The sequence below is a fragment of the Photobacterium sp. 1_MG-2023 genome, assembly GCF_030547945.1.
In the GTDB taxonomy this organism is placed as follows: Bacteria; Pseudomonadota; Gammaproteobacteria; order Enterobacterales; family Vibrionaceae; genus Photobacterium.
Genome location: NZ_JAUORR010000018.1, coordinates 1 through 21547 on the forward strand (window position 1 = coordinate 1; position 21547 = coordinate 21547).

The 21547-nt window shown below is 54.8% G+C and carries 17 protein-coding genes; 5 read left to right on the forward strand and 12 right to left on the reverse strand.

All coding sequences use genetic code 11. From position 1 onward, the window contains the following. A partial coding sequence (locus Q4579_RS15295; RefSeq protein WP_303565407.1) for a transketolase C-terminal domain-containing protein occupies positions 1-741 on the forward strand: 741 nt, incomplete at its 5' end. 510 nt (positions 742-1251) lie between these two features. Here the strand turns inward: Q4579_RS15295 and Q4579_RS15300 are convergent. Together Q4579_RS15300 and Q4579_RS15305 are read right to left on the reverse strand one after the other, a co-directional pair. Continuing rightward, on the reverse strand, positions 1252-2262 hold the full coding sequence (locus tag Q4579_RS15300) for a porin (RefSeq protein ID WP_303565409.1): 1011 nt from the start codon (positions 2260-2262) through the stop codon (positions 1252-1254). Between the two features lie 441 nt (positions 2263-2703). Then, entirely contained in the window at positions 2704-2958 is a 255-nt protein-coding gene (locus Q4579_RS15305; protein ID WP_211647038.1) for a hypothetical protein, read from the reverse strand. Positions 2959-3227: 269 nt separating this feature from the next. Between Q4579_RS15305 and Q4579_RS15310 the strand changes: the two genes are divergently transcribed. After that, a complete protein-coding gene (locus tag Q4579_RS15310; protein WP_303565411.1) occupies positions 3228-5297 on the forward strand; it encodes a BCCT family transporter in 2070 nt (689 codons plus the stop codon). Positions 5298-5332: 35 nt separating this feature from the next. Here Q4579_RS15310 and Q4579_RS15315 read toward each other — a convergent pair whose 3' ends face one another. Further along, entirely contained in the window at positions 5333-5989 is a 657-nt protein-coding gene (locus Q4579_RS15315; protein WP_303565413.1) for a pyridoxamine 5'-phosphate oxidase family protein, read from the reverse strand. Between the two features lie 234 nt (positions 5990-6223). Here Q4579_RS15315 and Q4579_RS15320 point away from each other — a divergent pair, with 234 nt between their 5' ends. Further along, positions 6224-7048 carry a MipA/OmpV family protein gene (locus Q4579_RS15320; RefSeq protein ID WP_303565415.1) on the forward strand — a complete coding sequence of 275 codons (825 nt, stop codon included), beginning with the start codon at positions 6224-6226 and terminating at the stop codon, positions 7046-7048. An 88-nt stretch (positions 7049-7136) separates the two neighbouring features. Continuing rightward, entirely contained in the window at positions 7137-8564 is a 1428-nt protein-coding gene (locus Q4579_RS15325; RefSeq protein WP_303565502.1) for a PLP-dependent aminotransferase family protein, read from the forward strand. 18 nt (positions 8565-8582) lie between these two features. Here the strand turns inward: Q4579_RS15325 and Q4579_RS15330 are convergent, their stop codons facing one another. From Q4579_RS15330 to Q4579_RS15340, 3 genes are read right to left on the reverse strand one after another with little or no spacing between them, the layout of a single operon-like run. Beyond that, positions 8583-9575 carry a redoxin domain-containing protein gene (locus Q4579_RS15330; RefSeq protein ID WP_303565417.1) on the reverse strand — a complete coding sequence of 331 codons (993 nt, stop codon included), beginning with the start codon at positions 9573-9575 and terminating at the stop codon, positions 8583-8585. 34 nt (positions 9576-9609) lie between these two features. After that, complete coding sequence (locus Q4579_RS15335) at positions 9610-10113, reverse strand: TlpA disulfide reductase family protein (protein ID WP_303565419.1); 504 nt, start codon at positions 10111-10113, stop codon at positions 9610-9612. Next, a complete protein-coding gene (locus Q4579_RS15340) occupies positions 10110-10811 on the reverse strand; it encodes a cytochrome c biogenesis protein CcdA (RefSeq protein ID WP_303565421.1) in 702 nt (233 codons plus the stop codon). Before Q4579_RS15340 ends, Q4579_RS15335 begins: the two co-directional genes overlap by 4 nt. A gap of 222 nt (positions 10812-11033) precedes the next feature. Here Q4579_RS15340 and Q4579_RS15345 point away from each other — a divergent pair, with 222 nt between their 5' ends. Beyond that, complete coding sequence (locus tag Q4579_RS15345) at positions 11034-13406, forward strand: winged helix-turn-helix domain-containing protein (protein ID WP_303565423.1); 2373 nt, start codon at positions 11034-11036, stop codon at positions 13404-13406. A gap of 46 nt (positions 13407-13452) precedes the next feature. Here Q4579_RS15345 and Q4579_RS15350 read toward each other — a convergent pair whose 3' ends face one another. From Q4579_RS15350 to Q4579_RS15375, 6 genes are all read right to left on the reverse strand, one after another. Then, complete coding sequence (locus Q4579_RS15350; RefSeq protein ID WP_303565425.1) at positions 13453-14475, reverse strand: energy transducer TonB; 1023 nt, start codon at positions 14473-14475, stop codon at positions 13453-13455. Next, positions 14472-14903: a TonB system transport protein ExbD gene (gene exbD, locus Q4579_RS15355; protein ID WP_303565427.1), complete on the reverse strand. Its 432-nt coding sequence runs from the start codon at positions 14901-14903 to the stop codon at positions 14472-14474. The genes Q4579_RS15350 and exbD overlap by 4 nt, the downstream gene beginning before the upstream one ends. Positions 14904-14906: 3 nt before the next feature. Then, positions 14907-15908 carry a tonB-system energizer ExbB gene (gene exbB / locus Q4579_RS15360; RefSeq protein WP_303565428.1) on the reverse strand — a complete coding sequence of 334 codons (1002 nt, stop codon included), beginning with the start codon at positions 15906-15908 and terminating at the stop codon, positions 14907-14909. A 140-nt stretch (positions 15909-16048) separates the two neighbouring features. Further along, a complete protein-coding gene (locus Q4579_RS15365) occupies positions 16049-17539 on the reverse strand; it encodes a surface lipoprotein assembly modifier (RefSeq protein ID WP_303565429.1) in 1491 nt (496 codons plus the stop codon). 95 nt (positions 17540-17634) lie between these two features. Then, positions 17635-18345, reverse strand: a complete 711-nt coding sequence (locus tag Q4579_RS15370; protein ID WP_303565430.1) for a Slam-dependent surface lipoprotein — start codon at positions 18343-18345, stop codon at positions 17635-17637. Between the two features lie 116 nt (positions 18346-18461). Then, positions 18462-21479, reverse strand: a complete 3018-nt coding sequence (locus Q4579_RS15375) for a TonB-dependent receptor (RefSeq protein ID WP_303565431.1) — start codon at positions 21477-21479, stop codon at positions 18462-18464. Between the last annotated feature and the right edge of the window lie 68 nt (positions 21480-21547).

Here is a 21547-nt window from a genome sequence, read left to right on the forward strand (position 1 = left end):
AACGGTATCGCCCTGCACGGCGGTTTCGTGCCTTACGGCGCTACTTTCCTGATGTTCATGGAATATGCCCGGAACGCGATGCGAATGGCTGCGCTGATGAAAGTGCAGAACATCCAGGTGTACACCCATGATTCCATCGGTCTGGGTGAAGACGGTCCAACGCACCAGCCAGTTGAGCAAATGGCTTCGCTGCGTCTGACCCCGAACATGAGCACCTGGCGTCCCTGTGATCAGGTTGAGTCTGCCGTGGCCTGGAAACTGGCCATCGAGCGGAAAGATGCGCCAACCGCGCTGATCTTCTCGCGTCAGAACCTGGCTCAGCAGGAACGTAACGACGCGCAGGTTGCAGATATCGCCAAGGGTGGTTACATCCTGAAAGACTGCGCAGGCAAGCCTGAGCTGATCCTGATTGCCACCGGTTCTGAAGTGGAACTGGCGGTGAACGCAGCGGCTGAACTGAGTGCCGAGGGCAAGCAGGTTCGTGTGGTGTCCATGCCATCAACCGATGCATTCGACAAGCAAGACGCGGCTTACCGCGAATCTGTGCTGCCATCAGATGTGACTGCCCGTATCGCCATTGAAGCGGGTATCGCAGATTTCTGGTACAAGTACGTTGGTTTTGACGGCCGCATCATCGGCATGACCAGCTTCGGTGAATCTGCACCGGCTGGCGAACTGTTCAAGCTGTTCGGCTTCACCACTGAAAACGTGGTCAGCACCGCGAAAGAGCTGCTGGCGTAAGTCAGACCTTCTGAAAATACGAAACCCGACGTCATCGTCGGGTTTTTTTATGCCGGTGCAATACGCAAGAACAATCATTGATACCAATCAAAGTAAGTCAATGATCAAAAGTAGCGCAGGGAAATGTTTGAAAAAAGGCAGGTTTTTAAGATAAGTCCTGATTCTACAATCAAAAAATCTAACGCAGTTATCGAACCATTGAACAAACTAGGATGACCAATGATTGACTGCGATTGGTATTAGAGCAGCAGGAAGGACCAGAAACCAATATTCTCCCTCAGCAAGACGCCACGCGTTCAGAATCATCTGACACATAAAAGGGGTCTGTATCATGCTGAGAAAAGTACCGGGATGCAGAGAAGTCCCAAGGCCGGGCGGCTGTCAGCAAGTCTGTTGCTTCGTATCGTGGCGCAGTCAATCACAAACGGCCTCTGGATGCCATTTGATCTGACAAAAAAAAGCGCCGCAGGTCTCCCCGCGGCGCTGTCTTGGATGGGTTTACCGAACACGTTACAGGTAGTAACGCATACCGAAAATCCACTTATCATCTTCAGGGACATTGATATCGTTGCCGAGATCAAACTGATAACCCGCAAATCCAACGAAGCTTGACGTAAAGTTATATTCCGCCTGCAGCGCCGACTGACTGAAAATGGTGTTGTTATTCTTGTCGTCCTCAACTGATTCGTAGTTCACACTCAGGTTCAGACTATTCGGAAGTGCGTACGCCAGCAGCGCTTCAATCGCAACCGATTCTTCCAGGCCCTGGTTCATGTATTCGTTCATGGCATACACAAGCGCCACGTACAAGCCATCACCGTAGTCACCGTAATTGGCACTGAACATATTCGATTGTGCCGTTTCGTCTAGTGCGCCTGCTTGAAAATCACCTGAGCTGAACGCATAGTTCAGACCAAAGCCCATGATGTCGTAATGCAACAGAAGCTGGAAACGGTCATCATATTCAGTATCCACGCCATTCCAGGTTTCTCCGGTCGTCGTTCCCTGCCAGCCCAAGCCAAAAATCAATTCACCGGCTTCATTCAGGTTGAGCGCATTGAAATAAGAGATCATCCGCTCGGCACGGGCAGTGCCCAGCGGGCCTTGATCGTCGTACAGGAAATCGTTCGCAAAGGCGATAGGCAAATCGGCAATGCCTGCGCCGTCGTAGTATGGCGACCATTGGGTACCAACGACAGTGCGGCCGTAAGTATTATGCGTGACCCCAATGTAACCCAAACGCGTGGTGAAGGTTTCTTCGCCCCCTTCCAGATAATTCAGGGCCCATTCGCCTTTCGCATCTGCGGTATAACCATTCCCGATATCCTGCGTCGCATTCACGTTGATGCGCGGAGAGACTTGCTGTACTTCAGTTTCACCTTCCTCAGAACCGCCTAAGCCGACAGAAACATGACCACCAACGGAGAAGGTGGTGTCCCCTTCATTGTACAACTCGACTGCGACTGCCTGAGATCCATAGAATGCAGCTGCCACTGCAATTGCCAAATGCTTTTTATTCATATCATCTTTCCATCTTTTGTTGTGTTCTTATGCGCCAATAAACAGCGTTATGACAAAAATGTGAACATTTGAAACGAGCAATCAAAAGCGTAGATAAGGAATTCGATAAGTGCATAAAATAGCGACAACAAAATTTTTCAAAACATGTGTTACATCGCATTCGAGACTATTTACCCCGAAATAAATACTTTTGGGGAATTTAGTTCTCCCCAAAGTCGACCGCTGGATTCACCGTATGGTCCGGGGAAAATCCGGTCATGACACAGCGCCCCAATGGTAGAAACACAACCAAAGTCTCGAATTTTCAAAACGTCATCACAAGTGAAGACAGAACGCCCGCAGGGACGCATGTCTGTCAGATGAGAGGGAGAGATTGCAGAAAAGCCAGTTCAATCTGAGACAGTGAACTGGCTTCGATGATGTGAAGATTTTGTCCGGCGACTAGCGTTTTCCCAAAAATGACAGCAGTGATTTCACGGCATACAGGAAGAAAGGAATTGCAATCAATGCCGAACCCAGCGACATCGCGACATAAGTGTAGGCCGTCGTGGTCGTCGTAAATTGAAAAGAGGCAGCAAAATTCTGATAAGCCTGGATGCAGAAGAAAAAGCAGCCGATGGTCGCGATCGTCACGCCCAGTAAGCTTCTGATTTTCGACCAAAGAAATTCATTATTTGCCATGTTATTGTCTTGCATTCGACCTTCTCTCAGCAGCCAAAATAAACGAAACGCTCATGAATAAGGCGGATGTTTTGACGAATGAGTTAAATCAGGGACAAGGGCATCGAACGGATGAGGAAAGGAAAAACTGGAACAGCACCGCCAAAGCCCGGGCTTTCATCTGGTGAACCGGCCGTAAGATTCCGCACAAGTGCCAGACGACACTTGTGCCTTTAGCATCACTCAGATGCAAACCGTCACGTATGCCATACTTGGGGACAAGGTTTGAATCGTGGAGTGAAACTATGTCAGCAGAAACCCCGACAGAAGAAAAACCGCAGCGCCATTCAACAATCCTGATCCCTGTTTTCATTCCCGCCGTGGCCGTCATTTTACTGATGGTCATCGGCACCATCAGTAACCCGACTCTCGCCGGGAAAGTTTTCTCAGAAACCCTGAGCTACGTGACCCAGAGTTTCGGCTGGTTCTATATGTTATCGGTCGCGATCTTTCTGTTTTTTATCGTCACAGTGGCGCTGACCAAATGGGGAGAAATCAAACTCGGGCCCGACCACGCCGAGCCGGAGTACAGTTTTCCGGCCTGGTTCGCCATGCTGTTTTCCGCAGGTTACGGGATCGCCCTGCTGTTCTTTGGCGTGGCCGAACCTGTGCTACACTATGCCTCGCCGCCTGATGGCCCGGCCATGACAGTGGATGCCGCCCGGCAGGCGATGCAGATTGCGTTTTTCCACTGGGGATTTCACATCTGGGCCATTTACGGCCTGGTCGGGCTGACGCTGGCCTATTTCGCCTTTCGTCACGGCCTGCCGTTATCCATGCGCTCGACCCTGTATCCGCTCATCGGCGAAAAAATCCACGGCCCGATTGGCCATACCGTGGATATCTTTGCCATCCTGGGCACCCTGTTCGGGATTGCCACCACACTGGGGCTTTCGGTGGCGCAGATCAATGCCGGGCTCAATTACCTCTGGCCGTCGATACCGGTCAATACCACAGTGCAAATCATTGCGATTGTGGTGATCACCGCACTGGCAATATTCTCTGTGGTTGCCGGGATGGATAAAGGGGTCAAGCGTCTGTCGATCCTGAATATGGTGCTGGCAATATCGCTCATGCTGTTTGTGTTCGCCGTCGGGCCAACCGTCTTCATTCTCAATACTTTCATGCAGAATACCGGCAGTTACCTGAGCAATATTGTCGAACGGACCTTTAACCTTCAGGCGTATACGGCCAGCGACTGGATTGGGAACTGGACCCTGTTTATCTTCGGCTGGACCATAGCCTGGGCCCCTTTTGTCGGGCTCTTCGTGGCGAAAATCAGCCGCGGCCGCACCATCCGCCAGTTTGTGGTCGGGGTGATGGTGGTGCCGACTATCTTCACTTTCCTGTGGTTCTCTGTATTCGGCGATACCGCGCTCCATATGATCATGGTCGAGGGCTACACCCAGCTGATTGAGGAAGTGCAGAACGATCAGGCGATTGCACTGTTCAAGTTACTGGAACAGTTACCCCTGACCTCGATCGTTTCCTTTATTACCGTTCTGCTGATCATCACCTTCTTTGTGACCTCGTCAGACTCCGGTTCACTGGTGATCGACTCGCTGGCTTCCGGCGGCGTTGCCCATACCCCCGCGTGGCAACGGGTCTTCTGGGCATCCATGGAAGGGCTGGTCGCGGCTGTGCTCTTGCTGGCCGGTGGCCTCAGTGCCCTGCAAACGGCGTCCATTGTCAGTGCCCTGCCCTTCGCCATCATCATGCTGATCGCGGCCGTCGGCATGTGGCGGGCACTGGTGATTGAAAGCCATCACAGTCAGAGTCTGGAGCAGCACGTGCAATCCCGATCGCGCCAGAGCGGCGGAAAAACCGGACCGGGCTACTGGAAAAAACGTCTGGCCAACATTGTCGACTTCCCCGGACGCGAAGAAGTCTCCGGTTTTATTCAGAAGACAGTCTACCCAAGCATGCAGAAAGTAGAGCAGGAGCTTGAGCAGCAAGGCTGGGTGGCCGAAGTCATTTATGATGACGAGCAAGGCCGGGCCAAGTTTGAGGTGTATCAGGAAGGGAAGCTGGAATTTCTGTACGAAGTCAGACTGAGAGGCTACCTGCTGCCTGATTTTGCCTTCCCGGAAACCGATCATGATCCGGAAGATCCGGAGCATTATTACCGGGCAGAAGTCTTCCTGCGCCGCGGCGGCCGGGCTTATGATGTTTACGGCTATGAACAGCAGGATATTATTTCCGACATTCTGGATCAGTTTGAAAACTACCTGCATTTTCTGCACGTCTCGCCCGGCATCCTGCCGTGGAACATGGAAGAAGAAGAAAACGACGAGCAGCAGCAGGCAAAAGAGTAATCAAAGCCGCCCTCTCACTGAGAGGGCGCCTTCCCTTAGTTTTCCCAGCGTGCTCCGTAAGCGGCACTGTAGTCGGGTGTCGGGATCGACGCGTGTAAGCCCGCCGTGGCCTTCAGCGGGCCAACCACAGTCCGGTACGGAATAAATCCGGCCCACACCGGCAAATCCAGATCAGCCGGATCGTCGCCCACCTCTTTATTGCTGATTTTCACCGAAGCTTCATTCAGCGGCATCCGCAGTACAGTGGTCGCCGCCAGCTCTTTTGGGTTGCTCAGCCGGATAGCCTGCGTTCTTCCGGGGGCAATCTGCTCGACAAAATGGTTCAGCACCTGATCTTTTTCAGCCTTGTCCTCTATCACCTCAAACTGGCCGAACACCACAGCCGAACGGTAATGCGCACTGTGATTGAACGCCGACCGCGCCAGCACCCAGCCATCGAACAGCGTAAAGGTTAAACAGGTTTGCGCCGCCTGCTTGAGTGTGCGCAGCAAACGGCTGTTGTTGGCGCCGTGAATATAAACAAAATCCCCCACCCGCCACGCCAGCATCGGGATCACCACAGGCCCTTGCGCTTCCTGAATCGCCACATGCGCCACCAGGCATTCATCAATGATCTGATACAGTTTTTCCTGTTCGAACACCGCCTTGTGGGCCCCTTTTTTGATTTCTGTTCTCTTACTTGTCGATAGCATCACTGTCCCTGCTGTCATTGCGTCTCACATGATTCTGCAAATGTACCGGCAAACCGGTATGATTTTCAGAGCCAGTTTTATCAAAATGACTGGACCAGTTAGACCTGTGAAAATCTTCAGAATATGGTCACGTCACAAGGACGAGTCATGCTGCATGGCGCAAACTGAGCTATCTTCCTATCAGAGCGAAATGTTCGTCGTATCAACGCCATCGGCTTTACAGGACAAGACACTATGAAAAAAATCCCCCTTCAAGTTGTCGCATTGCTTGGCGCGCTATCCTGTTTTGGTTCGGTCAATGCGGCAGAAACAAGAACTCCTCTCGCTCCGCTTCCCTCACTCGACGATTTTACAGATGGTGATGGTTGGGGGGTTGGGCTTGGGCTCAGCATTGAATATGAGTCGGCTTATGAGGGCTCAGACGAGTTTGAGCTTGAGGTCGAGCCGGCTGTGGGAGTGCAGTGGCGAACTGGCGACCATCTTTTTTACTGGTCCGGTCTGGCCATTGGCTGGCGAACTTTGGTGAAGGATAACTGGTTGGTTCAAACGGCTTTAGGTTACGAGGAAGGCCGTGAAGAAGGTGATTCAGAAGATGGCCGGCTGGATGGGTTAGGCGAATCGGATTCTGGGGGCACATTGCTGCTGGAAACGCGCTATGCCCTTGCAGAAGACTGGCGTTACTTTTTAGATGGTCGCGTATTAACAGGAGAAATTGGTACCCTCGGGATTTTCGGCGCAGGCACTTGTCTGGCTTGCCAGCCTAACGGTACTGGCTGGGAATTAGGCGCTGTGGTCACTTTCCACGATGGTAAGCTCGCCAACCGGGACTTTGGTATCAACACACAGCAATCCATCAATTCAGGCCTTCCGGAAACCGATGTGGATAGCGGGTACAGATCAACGGGTGTGAATGTGAACTACCGGAATTACTTGAACGAGAACTGGCAGGTCTTCGGTGAGGCGCTTTATGAAGTCTATGGGAGTGACGTGAGCGACAGCCCAATCTCCCGAAATAATTACGAAGCGGAAATCGGTGTTGGCTTCATTTATGTGTTTTGATATGTCGTAATATGGCGCCAAGAGGTCAAACTCTGATCATCAATGGGCATAAAGAGGTGGACTGAACTTGGCTTTGTTGTCTCCAACACTGATAGAAACCGGCGATCTGTCGCTCACTGGCGGTTCGGGTACGCACCAGGAGCGGCTCTTTCACGCGATCCGCGACAAAATTGTCGGCAGTTTGTGGCCAATGGGCGGGAAATTGCCGTCAACGCGCAAACTGGCTGATGAGTTATCCCTGAGCCGCAATACTGTCACGGCGGCCTATGAACAACTGGTCGCCGAGGGCTACATCGAAAGCCGGGTGGGCTCGGGGTTTTACGTGTCGGTTGATCTGCCGGAACACTATCTGACGGCGCAACCGCCGCGGGCCGACCGCAAGCCGCCAGCCGCCGCGCAAGCCTTGGCTCTGAACGCCCCTTTTGCACCCGGTGTGCCGGATCTGGCCGCCTTTCCCGCAGCCAAATGGCAAAGCTTGTTGCAGCGCCACGCTGGTCGGCAGTCTCTGATGGGAAATCAGGATCTTCAGGGGTTAGCTGTGCTGCGTCAGGCGCTGTCGGATTATCTGGCGACCAGTCGATCGGTGCACTGCAATCCCGACCGGATCATTATTACTGCCGGAGCGCAGCAGGCGCTGTCACTGGCACTGCTGGCAACACTCAGGCGGGATGACCGAATCCTGATGGAGCAGCCCGGCTATAAGCAGATGCGCAAGATCATCGATTGGCAAGGTTATCAGTTACAAGCGCTCAGCATAGAACCATATCAGGGGCTGGACGTTCACTCCGTCCTGAACAGTGAGGCTGAGGCGCTCTATCTCACCCCCAGTAATCAATACCCGATGGGCACAACCCTGAACACAGAGCAGCGGCTGAAGCTGATTGACTGGGCAGTTCAGGGTAAACACTGGATCATCGAAGATGACTACGACAGCGAATTTCAGTTTGCCCACCGGCCTTATACCAGTCTGCAGGGGCTGGCCGGTCAGATGGGCTGTGATGATCAGATCCTCTATGTCGGCTCGTTCAGCAAGGTCATGTTCAACAGCCTGCGGCTGGGCTATCTGGTGGTGCCGGAATCGCTGGTTGAGCGGTGTCTGATGATCAAAGATGCGCTGACCGGCGACACCCAAGCACACACGCAGGCCGCACTGGCCGATTTTATTCAGGAAGGCGATTTGCTGCGCCATATCCGCAAAATGCGTCGGCTTTACAAAGACAAACACCGCTTGATGCTGGATGCCATCAGCCGCTTTTTCGGGGATCAGGTTGACGTGATCAGCCAGCCAGCCGGACTGCACATCACGCTCAGGTGGCAGGGCGGGATCAGTGAAGATGACTGGGCGCAGCAGGCAGAAGCCGCCGGGATCGTGCTGCGACCCATGAGTGACTACGAGCACCCGGCACACCGCACCAGAGACTGGCAAGGTGCGGTGCTCGGCTTTGGCAATGTGGCGTCCGATGCCATCGACCCGCTGATTGCCCGTTTGGCCACGCTGTTTCATCGCCAGCTATAACGAACAATCCCACCGGTATCAGCGCAGCTGATCGCCGCGATACTGGATCCGGCCTTGCGGCCCGACATCAATCTGATACGGCGTGGCATGGACGCCATAGGCTTTGTACAGCGCATTGTCCGTATCAAAGATCAGCGGCGCCGTCAGACCAAATTTTTCCGCAAAACCCGCGGCAATCCCAGCATCAATATAATAGCCACTGATCACGCCCACCCACTGACGGGAAGGATCCGTGGCCACCTGATCCTGCCAGGCCGCCAGTTTTGCCTCACATCCGGGGAAGTGCGGCATCGGGCACAGGGCATCCACAAAGACCAGAGAGACGGGTTGCTTGCCTTTGCTCTGTTGCAATAATTCCTTCAGCGACACCGTCTGATCAGAGAGGGTCTGGCGCTCAAACCGGGGCGCCTCAGCACCGACCTGCGGCACCACATATGGTGCAGGCTTTTTCGCTGGCTGACGCGTCATACTTTCAGATTCCGCTGGTGGCCGGACGACTTTCCAGGCATCGGTTTCTGCATCCCGTTTCGGGGGCGCTTCAGCCTTTTTTTCTGGGTTCAGATAAGCCAGCAAGGCCTCATTCCCGCCCGAAAACACCACTTTGCCGTGCTCAATCAGCACATGTGCCGGGGTTTGCCAGAAGCCGAACTGCTTGAGCAGCGTTTGCTGAGGATCCAGCACCAGCGGTGCGACTTGCGGGTAATAACTCTGAAATTCCTGCAGTTGCGCGCGCGTCACATTAAACTCCGGCTGGATCCAGATCTGCTGAGTGGATTGCCGGAATGATGCCGGTAACTGAGCGACAAAGGTTTCTGCCCCCTCACCGGCATAACTGGTCCAGATATCCAGAAACACCAGATGAGTCCGGGTCTGATCAGACAGCGCGATCGGCTTGCCCGCGATCGTTTGCTGCTGTTCCAGCAAAGCCACACTCGATTCAGCCTGAGCAACGGCCGGGTTCAGCAGGCACGCCAGCACAGAGAAAGTGTATAAAAAATTGACTCGTTTCATGCGTTCATCCTCTCATTTCCATTCGTAGAACACTTCACTGCTGAGCCCATTGCTCAATGATCTGATCCAGCTGATCCGTCGCCAGAAAAGTGCGGTAGGCAATGTTGCCGTCCTTATCGATCAGAATATGGTGCGGTGTGCCCACGACCTGATACTTCTGGGTAATCACCCCATTGGCATCAAAAATGGTGGAAATCTCATACCCTTCCTGATGAAAAAACTGCTGAATATGGGCCACCGAATCATTGAAGCCCACATTGACCGAAATCACCTTGATCTTGTCGCCAAACCGCTCGTCAATGGCATTCAGATGCGGCATCTCCGCCTTGCAGAAGCTGCACCAGGTCGCCCAGAATTTGAGATATACCGGCTGCTTGCCCAGATAATCCGCCAGGTTAAATGCCTGCCCCGACACCGTTGTTGCCGTAAACAAGGGTGCCGTTTGCGCCGTCTCTGCGGCTTGCACGGCAGGCAGCGACAATGCCAAAGCCATGACCATGGCTTGCCAGCCTTTGTGAAACAAAACAGAAGTTTTCATATGATCTCCATTGATATGAGCTGAAAGAAAAAGAAGGTTCCGGCCCCGGCCATGATCAGAGCCATCAGCCCTTTCACCCGATTCATCCACTGACCGGATCGTGGCAGTGAGGTCAGTAATCCGCTGAAGGTGCCCGCCAGCACCAGCAGGGCACTCATGCCCAGCGCGAACACAAACATCAGCAAAGCAGCCCAGTACGCATTTCCGGCAGACGCCACGTACATCAGCAGCATGCCCAGAACCGGCGAGGTACAGGGCGCCATCACCAGCCCCGAACAGGCACCGGCCAGAAACGTACCGAGCACCGGATGACGAACCAGCCGCGGCAGGGGCAGGTTGAGCGACAGACCGGGCAAGCGAAGCCACCCCAGCATCCAGGCCGCCATCGCAAAGCAGAATGCGCCCATCAGCAGCAGCGTGAGCGGATGCGTAGCCACCACGCCAAACAATTGGCCTGTGGTCGCCGCCAGTACGCCCAGCAGGGCATACACCACCGCCAGACCCACCACATAACTGAGGGAGAGTAAAAAGGACTGTCTGCGGCCACGGGCCTGACTGCCGACCACAGAAACAGTGATCGGCAACATGGGGTACACACAGGGAGTCAGGCTGGTCAACAGCCCCGCCAGGAAGACTGCGCCAACAATCCACAGCCCGAATTGCTGGCTAAAAAGCGCAGCCTGAATTGCAGTTTCCATCAAAGGTCACATCCGTTGTCGTGAAAGATGCAACCGTTATATCGGACAATTGAAAATGCGTTCTCAAATCGACCTAAAATGGCGGTAAAATCGACATCAAATCAAGATAAAGCATCTGAAATCAACGAGTTAAAACCCAAGCTTAATCGCTTTATCTGATTGATTTCAGACGGGTTGTCCGTACAATGAAGCTTCAGAATTTCAGACGCAACCGGACACTTTATGGCCAGCTATCAGTTTGCTGCATTTACGTTTGACGCCGACACCGGCCAACTGCTTCACCAGACGCCGACGGGTCAGACCGAAACCTATCTGCGCCATAAAGTGTCCCTGCTCCTGACGTATTTACTGACCCATCCGGATCAGGTGCTCGCCAAAGACACCCTGCTGGAGGCACTGTGGGATCACAGTGAATACCGGGAAAACTCCCTGACACAAAGCATTCGTGAACTCAGAAAAGCGCTGGGCGACAATGCCCAGAATCCGCACTTTATCCGCACTTTTCCGCAGCGGGGCTATCAGTGGATCTGCCCGGTTCATGCGCTGGAGCCACAGGAGCCAGTCACGCAACCACCCGCGCGACCGCCCGCAGAAAAACAGCCGACGCCGCCTGTCACGCCCCCCCGACGCTTTGCCAGACCGCTCCTGCTTTCAGGCCTTGTTGCTGCGCTGCTGTTCGTCGCCGGTTTCTGGCTGGTTCACCATCCCTGGCCTTTGCCCGCACCTGACGCGCAGCAGGAAACCGCCCGGCACAATACCGGGCTGGTGGTCTTTCCGATGATCAATGACACCGGAAAAGCGGAATTCGACTGGGTGCAGCTCGGGCTGGCCGACATGCTGTCGGTACAGCTCAATCAGCGCAATACCCTCACAGTGATCCCGCCGGCACTCGCCAAAGCCTGGCTCTTGGATGCGGAACTGAGCTGGCCAGCCCTGCCGGCACAGATCCGGACACTGCTCCGGCAACGGGGTTATGAAGCCGCCCTGTTTTCAAGTGTCCGGTTGCACAATCAACAGCAATTGCTGACCTTTCAGGTCATTTATGCCGATGGCCGGACGCAGCAGGGCAGCATGACCTATCCGCAGCTGGCCGCGGCCATGCATTCGGTCAGCCACCAGCTCCAGCGACTGCTCCAGCCCGGCCAGCCTCAGGAGAAACCGCAGTCCTCCCCGGCCATCGCGGTGCAAACGCTGGCACAGGGGCGCTCATTGCTACAGACTCAAGGCGCACAGGCAGCCCGGAAATATTTTGAAGCGGCCCACATTCTGGAACCGGATAATCTGTGGACGCAGATCCAACTGGCAGGCACGGAGGTGCTGCTGGGCCAATGGCAACAGGCATCACATCGGCTGGAGTCTCTGCCAGACACGCAGCGCCACAAAGACCCGGCCCTGTCTGCCGCACAGCATTACTGGCTCGGTGAGCTGAGTTACCGCCGTGGCGCGCCGGACGCTGCTGCGCTGGCCGCCGAAGCCGTCCGGGCCGCAACGCAGGCCAATGCGTCGCAACTGCTGATTCAGGCGTATCAGTTACAGGCTCAGATGGCATGGAATGAGATGGACTGGCATCGCCACCAGCGTTTGACCGAACAGCTGATTGCCCTGCTGGGCACCGGACAGGCGCTGCGACAGGATGCCGATCAGCAATTTTATCTGGGTCGCCCGGCCAGTGTGGGTCTGGAAAGAAGCCCCGGCAATGATTTGGCAGCCAATCAGGTGCGCCTATTCAAGGCACTGAATTTTTACCGCCAGCTCAATGATCGGCCGCGACAGGCGGCCACCTTGCTGGCAATTGCCCAGAATGATCAGATCGAGCCGCCCATCCGTGAATCGTCCCTCAGTGATGCGATTGCCCTGTATCGTGAACTCGGCCAGCCATATGAGCTCGCCCTCGCGTTGATCTATCAGGGGTTTTATCTGATGCAGACCCATCAGGGCGAGGCGGCTGAAGGTTATTTTGCAGAAGCCAGAACTCTGGCGGAACAGCTTGGCGCGCAGCGGTTGTTCCTCGACAGTGAATTTTACCTGGCCTTTGCAGCCATGGATCAGGGGCTCGATTTGCAATGGTTGGGGAAACATCCGCAGCAGTCGCATCATCTGGTGCGGGCGGATCAGGCATTTACGGCACTGTTGAAAAAAGAAGGCGTTTCCCCCCTGTTACAGGCCAATATTGCCTTATTTCAGGGCTGGATCGCGACCGATCAGCACCAGACAGCACTGGCGATACAACATCTGGAACGGGCTGGACGCATGGCGAAAGAACTCAATCTGCCGCTGACCCAGAGCTATGTCCGCTACAGTAGAATGCGTATTCATTTAGAACAGGGGGATTATGCCGCGGCCCTCGCAGTAGGAACCAGCCGACCAATCACACGGCTGGAAGCCATTTACACGGCGCGGGCCCAGTATGAACTGGGGCATCCCGAGCGGGCGCTAACCACGCTGGCCCAGTTTCAGGCCGACTTTCCCGAGCAATGGCAGCCTGAAGACTCGCAGCGCCAGCAACAATACCAGCTGGCTTTACAGGGCAATGCTGTTGCCCTCCCGGCGGAGCCGAAAGCACACCTCGTTTACTGCGAGAGCAGCTGGCTGTAAGGGGTTGGGCGCCAGCCACGCCTGAATGTATATGCTCTTGGACGAATTAGCCCGGACGCCGGAAACTCACCGGGACGGTCAGAGTCAGGCGCTCTCCTGCCAGACTGTCCGGTGGCAGCGGCAGTGGCTCTGCCCTGCGTACCATGGCCTGCGCTTCATTATCTAACACACGGGTTCCGCTGGATTTCACCAGTGTCACCGACAGCACATGACCCTGCCGATCCATCGTGAAAGCCACGACCGGGACGCCCTGACGGCCAAATCGCCTGGCCTGACGGGGAAATTGTTTATGTTGCTCCAGATGCGCATGCAACAAACGTTGCCAGGTCAGCTTTTGCTGCGCCCCCTGCGGATTCAGTTGGCCTTGCATGGGCGCGGCAATTGTCTCGGCCTTTTCTGGCGCTTTCACACCTTTCGGCGCACTGGCGGCCTGCGCAGCAGAAGCCATCTTTGCACTCGCCGCTGATTCTGGCACTGGGTCTTGCATCGTTTCCGGTAACGGTTCAGGAACCGGCTTCACTTGCTGTTTCAAGGATGCCACCTGAGTTTGCCCGGTTAATTTTTCCGGCGGCTTGGAGTCATGCGCTTCCTGAACAGTTTCCTGAACAGGTTCCTGAACAGTTTCCTGAACAGATTCCTGAACAGATTTCTCGGTGGGATTGGCCAGAGCCGTGTCTGTCGGCTCCGCTTGCGCACGAAACGGTGATGCCGATGCTGCAACAGGCAACGCGACAGGGTCCTGACGGGGGGATTTGGCAACGGGTTTGCTGTGCGGCGCGTCCGGCTGTGATGCCATTTCAACCGGCTTTGCAGGTGTCTGCTGTGATTTCTGCTTCGCAGGCGGCAATTCACTCGCATCCTCTTCTGGCGAGGCCAGTGGCATCACCAGCGACACCACCACAGGCGCAGCAGCCGGTGCCGCTGGTGACACAGAAACAGAAGGTTTCCACCCGTACACTGCCATCGCACCGCCATGGAGCAACAGGCTGGCAGCAATGCCCGTCAGCACCCATCGACGGCTGGCGTCCCCTCTGGACTGACCGCTGTCGTATCCGGCCAGATCACTCATGAAGTCTGTCCTTTCAGTTGTTCAAGGCCAATCAGCGCAATGTGGAGATATCCGGCCTGCCCGAGGGCATTCATGACCTGCATCAGCTGCGCGTAAGTCAGCGACTGATCCGCGCGCAGATAAATACGCTGTTGCTTGTCCGGCAGCGTCGCGGCCATCGCATCCGCCAGTGCAGCCAAGGGGACGGTTGTCTCCTCGCCCAGGGTCAGCGTCATATCTTTCTGAATGGTCAGGTAAAAAGGTTTGTCTGGCATGGGTTGCGGCGCTGCGGCCGCGCTGGGCAGATCCACCGGTACACTCACGGTCGACAACGGCGCCGCCACCATGAAAATAATCAGCAACACCAGCATGACATCAATGAATGGGGTGACATTAATGTCATGGTTTTCAACCAGCTCGTCGCTGTCTTGCGGGGTTTGAAACGCCATCATTCACCCCGCTTTCTGCATCGGCTGCGGTGCAGCCGTCTGTACATCCGCGGAAGATTGGCGATCCAGATCCCGGCTGATCAGCACCAGAATGGCGACGGAAATATCCGCCAGCAGCGCTTTATAACCCTGAATGACACGGGTGAAATGGTTGTAAATCACCACAGCCGGGATCGCGGCCACTAAGCCAATGGCCGTCGCCAGTAAGGCTTCGGCAATCCCGGGGGCAACCACAGCCAGATTGGTGGTTTTGGTCTCGGCAATCCCGATAAACGCATTCATGATGCCCCACACCGTGCCAAAGAGTCCGACAAACGGGGCCACGGAACCGACGGTCGCCAGGATCCCCGTTCCCTGATTCATCTGGCGTCCGGCCGAAGCCTGCACCCGATCCAGCCGGGCCTGAACCCGTTCCTTAATCCCATGATCACTGGCCGCCCCGTGACCAGACAAGACCAGTTCATGCCGGGCGGCATGGAGCAGCGCCATGCCCATCCCTTTGCCGGTTTGCGTGTGGTCCGCCCCGGCTTCCAGCGTGTCTGCAGCAACCAGCGTCCGCAGGATCCGGCGCGCATGGCGGTTCGCCGTGACAATCTGTAACTGCTTCGCAACGCCCATCGCCCAGGTCAGCACAGACGCCACCAGCAACAGAATCATCACAGATTTCACCACCCAGTCCGCTGCCTGATACATCCCCATGGGAGACAAATCCATGTCCGCATGGGTCTGTGCCGGATGGGCCATGTCAGGCTGCACGGCTTCTGACGGTATCCTTTGTGGTGATTGCTTTTCTGATAGCGCCGCTTCGCTCCCCGGCAGGTCCGCAGGCGCATCCAACGTCCGGGCTTCCTCAGATACTGGCCCCGCAGTATCTGAGCTCTGTGCAGCAGTCGGCACGGTTTCCGCCTGTGCAACACTCTGACAAGACCACACCATGCCCGCGAAAATCATCACGGCTATCCGGAGACGCATCGGTCCTGCGATCCATCCAAATCTCTGATTCATATCCCTTTCCACTCTGATTTTTTCCAGTTCATCAGACGTGACAAAACACGCCCGGAAAAACGCTCCTATGAGAGATACCGAACGAGCACACCAAATCCGTAATCCAATCACGAATTTTTTTCAGCATGGGGTGGATGGGGTCAGAAACGCTTTTCGATTTTGAGGCTCACCTCGCTTTGCTCGTAGCTGTACAACCAGTTCACATTGCTGTGCACCCGGCTGTGCGCCAATGTCAGAATCGGCGTCAGGTCCCAGAAACTCAGCCCGGTCAAACGGGTTTCCAGAGTGTAACTCTGCTCATCATCCTTTCGCGTTGCTGCCAGCAATGGACTGTAAGCCTGATATTCCCGCTGGCGGAACGAGGTGAAAAGTGAGGTCTCAATCCCCATCGCCCAAGCGCGCTGAACACCGAGACGGACACCAGCCATCTGATAGGCGTACACCGCTTCATCGGTGCGTTTGTCCGTCCAGTCCAGCCCGCCAAACAACAGCCATTGGCCGGGGAACTGATGCCAGAACGTGGCATAACCGGCGTACTGCCAGCCCGACTGAAAATCCAGACCGTCGGGCAAAAATCGCAGATCTTTCGCTTCAGCCTCCAGCTTAAAAGCCGTGGCTGCCGAATAGAGGTACAGCCCGCTCAACTTGCCGCCCCAGGCCTGATACAAAGCGTCATTTCCCTGTGTCCGGTATTCAAACAACGGTGCTGCCAGCCACTGGTAATCCGCCGTGTAATAGCTATAACCCAGATAAGTCAGCAGGGTATACTCGTTGTACTGGCTGTTGTGAATGTAATTATCGCCATAGGCCAGTCCCAGAAAACTGATGCCATGATGGCCACTCAGAGAAATACGTTTGTTGAGGCTGGCTTCAAACGTGGTGCCGTATGCCGATTCGGCTGTCGGGGTTTTGCGCTCCACCAGACATTCACCGTTCGGCATCAGCAGTAAGCAGGTGTAACTTTCTGAAGAAAGGTTCAGGTTATTGTTGTAACCGGGTCCGAAGGAAACAGCCCCCTGCCAGCTATCCCGGTAAACCAGCGCCTGCGTAAAAGCGTCGACGGTGTTGAGTACACCTTGTGCTTTGGGATCTTGGATCGGCAGCGAGGCCCGGATCTGCTCAAACAGCTTCAGCGCATCCCGGTTTTTATGATTTTCGAACAACACCCGCGCCAGTTCGAGCTGACCCGGCAGAAAATCCGACTGTTGCTGCAAAAGCGCCCGGTAAGACTGCTCTGCCTGCACCAGATCCCCGTCGGCTCGCGCCAGCGCACCCCGGGCATAGTGCACCAGCATCATGTCATGACCGGGCAGCGCCAGATAGCGGGTCAGAAAGCCACGGGCCGCGATCCATCGCCGGGCTTTGAGCGACAGATAAATCGCCTGACCCAGCGCATTGAGATTGTCATCCACCTGATACACCTGCCCGTCGATCACCAGTGCTTCGGCATCTTCCCTGGCCTGTTCAGCCTCCAGCAGGCGTTGTTCTTTTTCTCTGGCCTGCAAAGCTGTGCTCTGCTCCAGACGCAGGTTGGTGTCCTGATCGGCGTGGGCAATCGGCGTAAAAAATAAAAAATAGAGAATGGCCAGAGCGGCGCAGGACCGCAGACGACCCGGATACATCATCAACATGCTAAAACCTGATGGCGATACAACAAAAAAACAGGAGCAGTGCATACTGCTCCTGTTGCGCTCAGTCGGATCGGAAGCGACCCGTCATCTGATGATCACTGCTTGGTGCCGCCAAAGGCAGTATCCAGCGCTTTGGCATTGCCGGAAAACTGTGCGATACCGGCCAGCGCTGCAGCATTGTTGCCGAAGAAATGACCTTTGGCGATACCACTGACAGGGCCCACTGTGGCTGTGCCGTTAAAGGCAGCGGTGGCACTGTTGATTGACGCGTTCACACCCAGGGTATACTGGCTGTTGGCAATCGATCCGCTCAGGGTATTGCTGGTGAAATTCGCCGTAAAGGTACCGTTCAGATCGTTGCTGCCGGAGAACTTATTCACCCCTTTCACCGCATAAGTTGCTGTGCCGCTGGTCGGCAGTGTGGTGCCCGTGGTATCGCCGACATAATAAACCGTCCGATCGGTATCGCTGCTGATATCGCTGGCCCACTCACCGAACCACACATCACCGGCCCCCACTTTGGCAAAGTTGAACTGGCCCATGCCGGAATGGCCGCCGCTCAGCACATTGACGCCGTTCTGAACGCTGCTGTAATTTTTCAGGGCCTGAAAATCGACTTTCTGCGTCGTCGAACCCAGAGAAGCAGCACCGATACCGGCACGGCCTGCGACGTGCGGCCCTCCGTTGACATTGGATTCACCCACCTCAACATGGGTGTTGTAACTCTGAGTTCCGACAAAATTGGCTTGGGCAGCGCCGCTGATGCAGGCAGAAAGTACAGCAATCGTCATAACAACTTTTTTCATTTTTACATATCCTTATTGAAGTTTGAGTTGGCTCTGAAAGGCAACATGTGATTGCCTTCATTTGCTATACCGAACCACACGCCCAAACCCGTAAATGGAATCGCAATTTTTTATGATCAGAAATTGACCTGCAGCTTCACTTTCACCGTCCGCCCCGGGGCAGGCACGCTGGAGCGCACTAAAGGATCGATGTAATAGAGATCTGTGAGGTTGGTGCCGATCACTTCCAGTGCCAGCGTCTCATTGAAGCGATACTGGGCATAGGCATCAAAGGTCAGCGCATCATCCCGTGCCAGCTCTTCTTCATTTTTACTGCCCGGGATATAGATCGTGCGCAGACCGGTTTCCATCCGGCGATTGAAGAAACGCCCGCCAATATTCAGGTTGACCGAATATTCCGGGATCGCCTGATCCGTCAGATAGCCGCCTTCAAACCCGGCATGGACACAATCAGCAACGGAGCCGTTAAAGTCGGCCAGGATAGCCAGGCTCTCATCACAGACCTCATTGTTGAGCATGTAAGAGAGGCTGAGATCAGAGAAGAAGCCGCCGTTGTCATAACGACTCTGAAACTCCAGTCCCTCCAGCGTTTGCTGATCAATGTTATAAAAACGCAGCAAGTTGCCGGAGCGCTCAATCACATCCTTGGTCTGGTGATGGAAATAGGTCAGTTTCAGATCGGCCTGGTCAAAATTCTGAACAAAGGCGACTTCATGGTTGTAAGCATGCTCCGGCTTTAAACCGCTGTACGGGTTCTCATTGGCAGAAAAACCCAAGGTACTTTCAAACATGCTGGGGAAGCGAACCGCTTCGGTGTAACGGTAATACATCCGGCTGGTATCGGTGAACATGACAGTGGCGGACAGGGCCGGCACCCAGGCACTGCCTTTCTTTTTGCCACCTGAGATTTGCTTGTCGTACGCCGCCACAGGCGCACCATGACTTCTGCAGGAGCCTTCGATGTAGTTGTCTTTCTCCTGCCGGGCAATGACACAGGGGTTATTACTGCGGCTGTAACGCCCTTTGCCATCATGCAGCCATTCATTATCCTGGTGTTCGACTTCATAAGTGGGCTGCCGGGCTTCCGCATACATTGCCGCCTCTTCTTCCGGCGTCAGTGGCGGCTTGCCGAAAATACTGTTGACGAAATTCGTGGTCTCAATTTCCTTTGCCACCCCAGCCACTTTCTGTTCAATCTCTTCCGGGGTGTATTTCTCCACTGTTTTATAAGCCAGCAACATCCCTTTGTCGGCAGAATGCTCTTGGGTAAAACGGCTGTCGCCCGCCGCGATCCTATCCGACAGAAAGTCATCAATCGCCCAGTAGTTCTTGTAACTGGCACCTGCGGTGAAACGCAGAAAATCGACCGGTTGCCACTGAAAGTTGAACTGGCCTTCATACTCCTGACGTCGGCCTTCCCGCGGCCAGTGCCGCCAGCCATCAATAGTGCCGCGGTATTCATCATCGGAACGTAATTTGTGGTACTGGTAGCGCCCGGCCAGCGTCAGTCCCAGCGTATCCGTCAGCCACATCTGATTACTGAGATCGAAGCCGATCCGGCTGTCTTTGGCATGGGTCGCAGCTGTGTTGCGCAGGATAGAGCTTGCACCTGGCTCCGGCTCTGCCACATCGACACGATTGGCATAGTTGGGAAAACCACCGGCGGTGTTGGTATCACTGACGGTATAAGTGGTCCACAGGTTCGAGGTGAGGTGGATATAGGGATTGTCCGGCTGCCAGGCATAACGGATATTGTAAGCCTGAGATTCAACATGGCTCAACGGCCACTGAGCCATTTCGCCATTGCTGCCGATGTTGCCGGAACGGCTGGCCATGATTTCCCCGTAACGGGCATCGGTATAGCGGGCACCAAATTCCAGCGTTTGTTGATCCGCCAGATTGAACTTGGCTTTCAGCAGATAAGATTCCAGCTCACTGGAGGTATTGGGCACTTCATACCCAGGTTTCTGACGCCTGGCGAGTGAACGCGGGTTAATCCGGGTCATCAAAAATTCAGACTCATTGGGATGATTGTAAAAATCCGCATTCCGGGTGCCGCTGAAATAATTCCCTTTATTGCGATAGGCATAGGCGGCGAGTAACTCATAATTCTCTTTTTTCGCCGCCAGCGCCAGCCGGTAAGCATAATCTTCACCGGCGAACGGATTGTGCTCCTTATCGTTGCTCATCACTTTCCACAGCGACGGGTCGCCATACGGATACTCCGGATTATCCTGCGGAAAGCCGGGGACATTGCGGTAATCCTGCCCGGTCAGCAAGACAGGATCTCGGGGCGCGATGGCATTGTTACTGCCTTCCATCACGATTTCACCGCCAAAGGTTTCGCCTTCCTTCAGAATATCTGACGCAGAAATCGTATTGACCACCACAGCACCACCAACCGATGAATGCACATTCGGTGTGAGTGACGGGCCTTTGAGCACCTGAATCCCGCCGACCAGATTAGGATCGATATAGTTCCGGTTTGACACCCCGCGGTAACCGCGCCAGACCGTCAGATCCTGCTCGGTTCCGTCAATCGACAATGGCACCCGGCCCGGTCCCTGAACCCCGCGAATACTGGGATCAACCCCGCCACCATTTCGGGCATCACCGCTGTATACATTGAGCATCCCTTTGAACATATCTGCGGCATCTTTGCCTTTGTATCGCTCAATTTCATCTTTGCCGGAATAAACCGTCGAGACGTCTTCGTCGTAGACCGCAAACTCACCCACTTCATCACGGGTCAGCCCGCCGGACTCCCCATAAGAGACACTGATGGTATCCAGAGTCATGGCGTTTTCATTCGAAGCAATCTGATATGAGCCGTCTGTCTGCGGGGTGGCATTCAGTCCGGTACTGACCAGCAGCAATTCAAGCGCATGATCCGGCGTGAAGCTGCCATGCAGACCCTCGCTTCGCAGCCCCTGCGATAAGCGGGCGTCGAGATGCAGGGTCAGATTTGACTGCAACGCAAACTGCGTCAATGCGGCGTCGAGATCGCCAACGGGAATATCATATTGTTGTTCTGTGGACTCGGCGAAAACGACGCCGGGAAACAGGGTCACTGCCAGACCCAAATGAGCCTTGAGCAGCAACGCAATAAAATTGGGCTGAACCTTGTGATGCACTGTGATTTCCTTCTCAAATTTTTTGTTCTTGCCTTCGTACACCGCACGCGCGGGAGAAACCCGTAAAC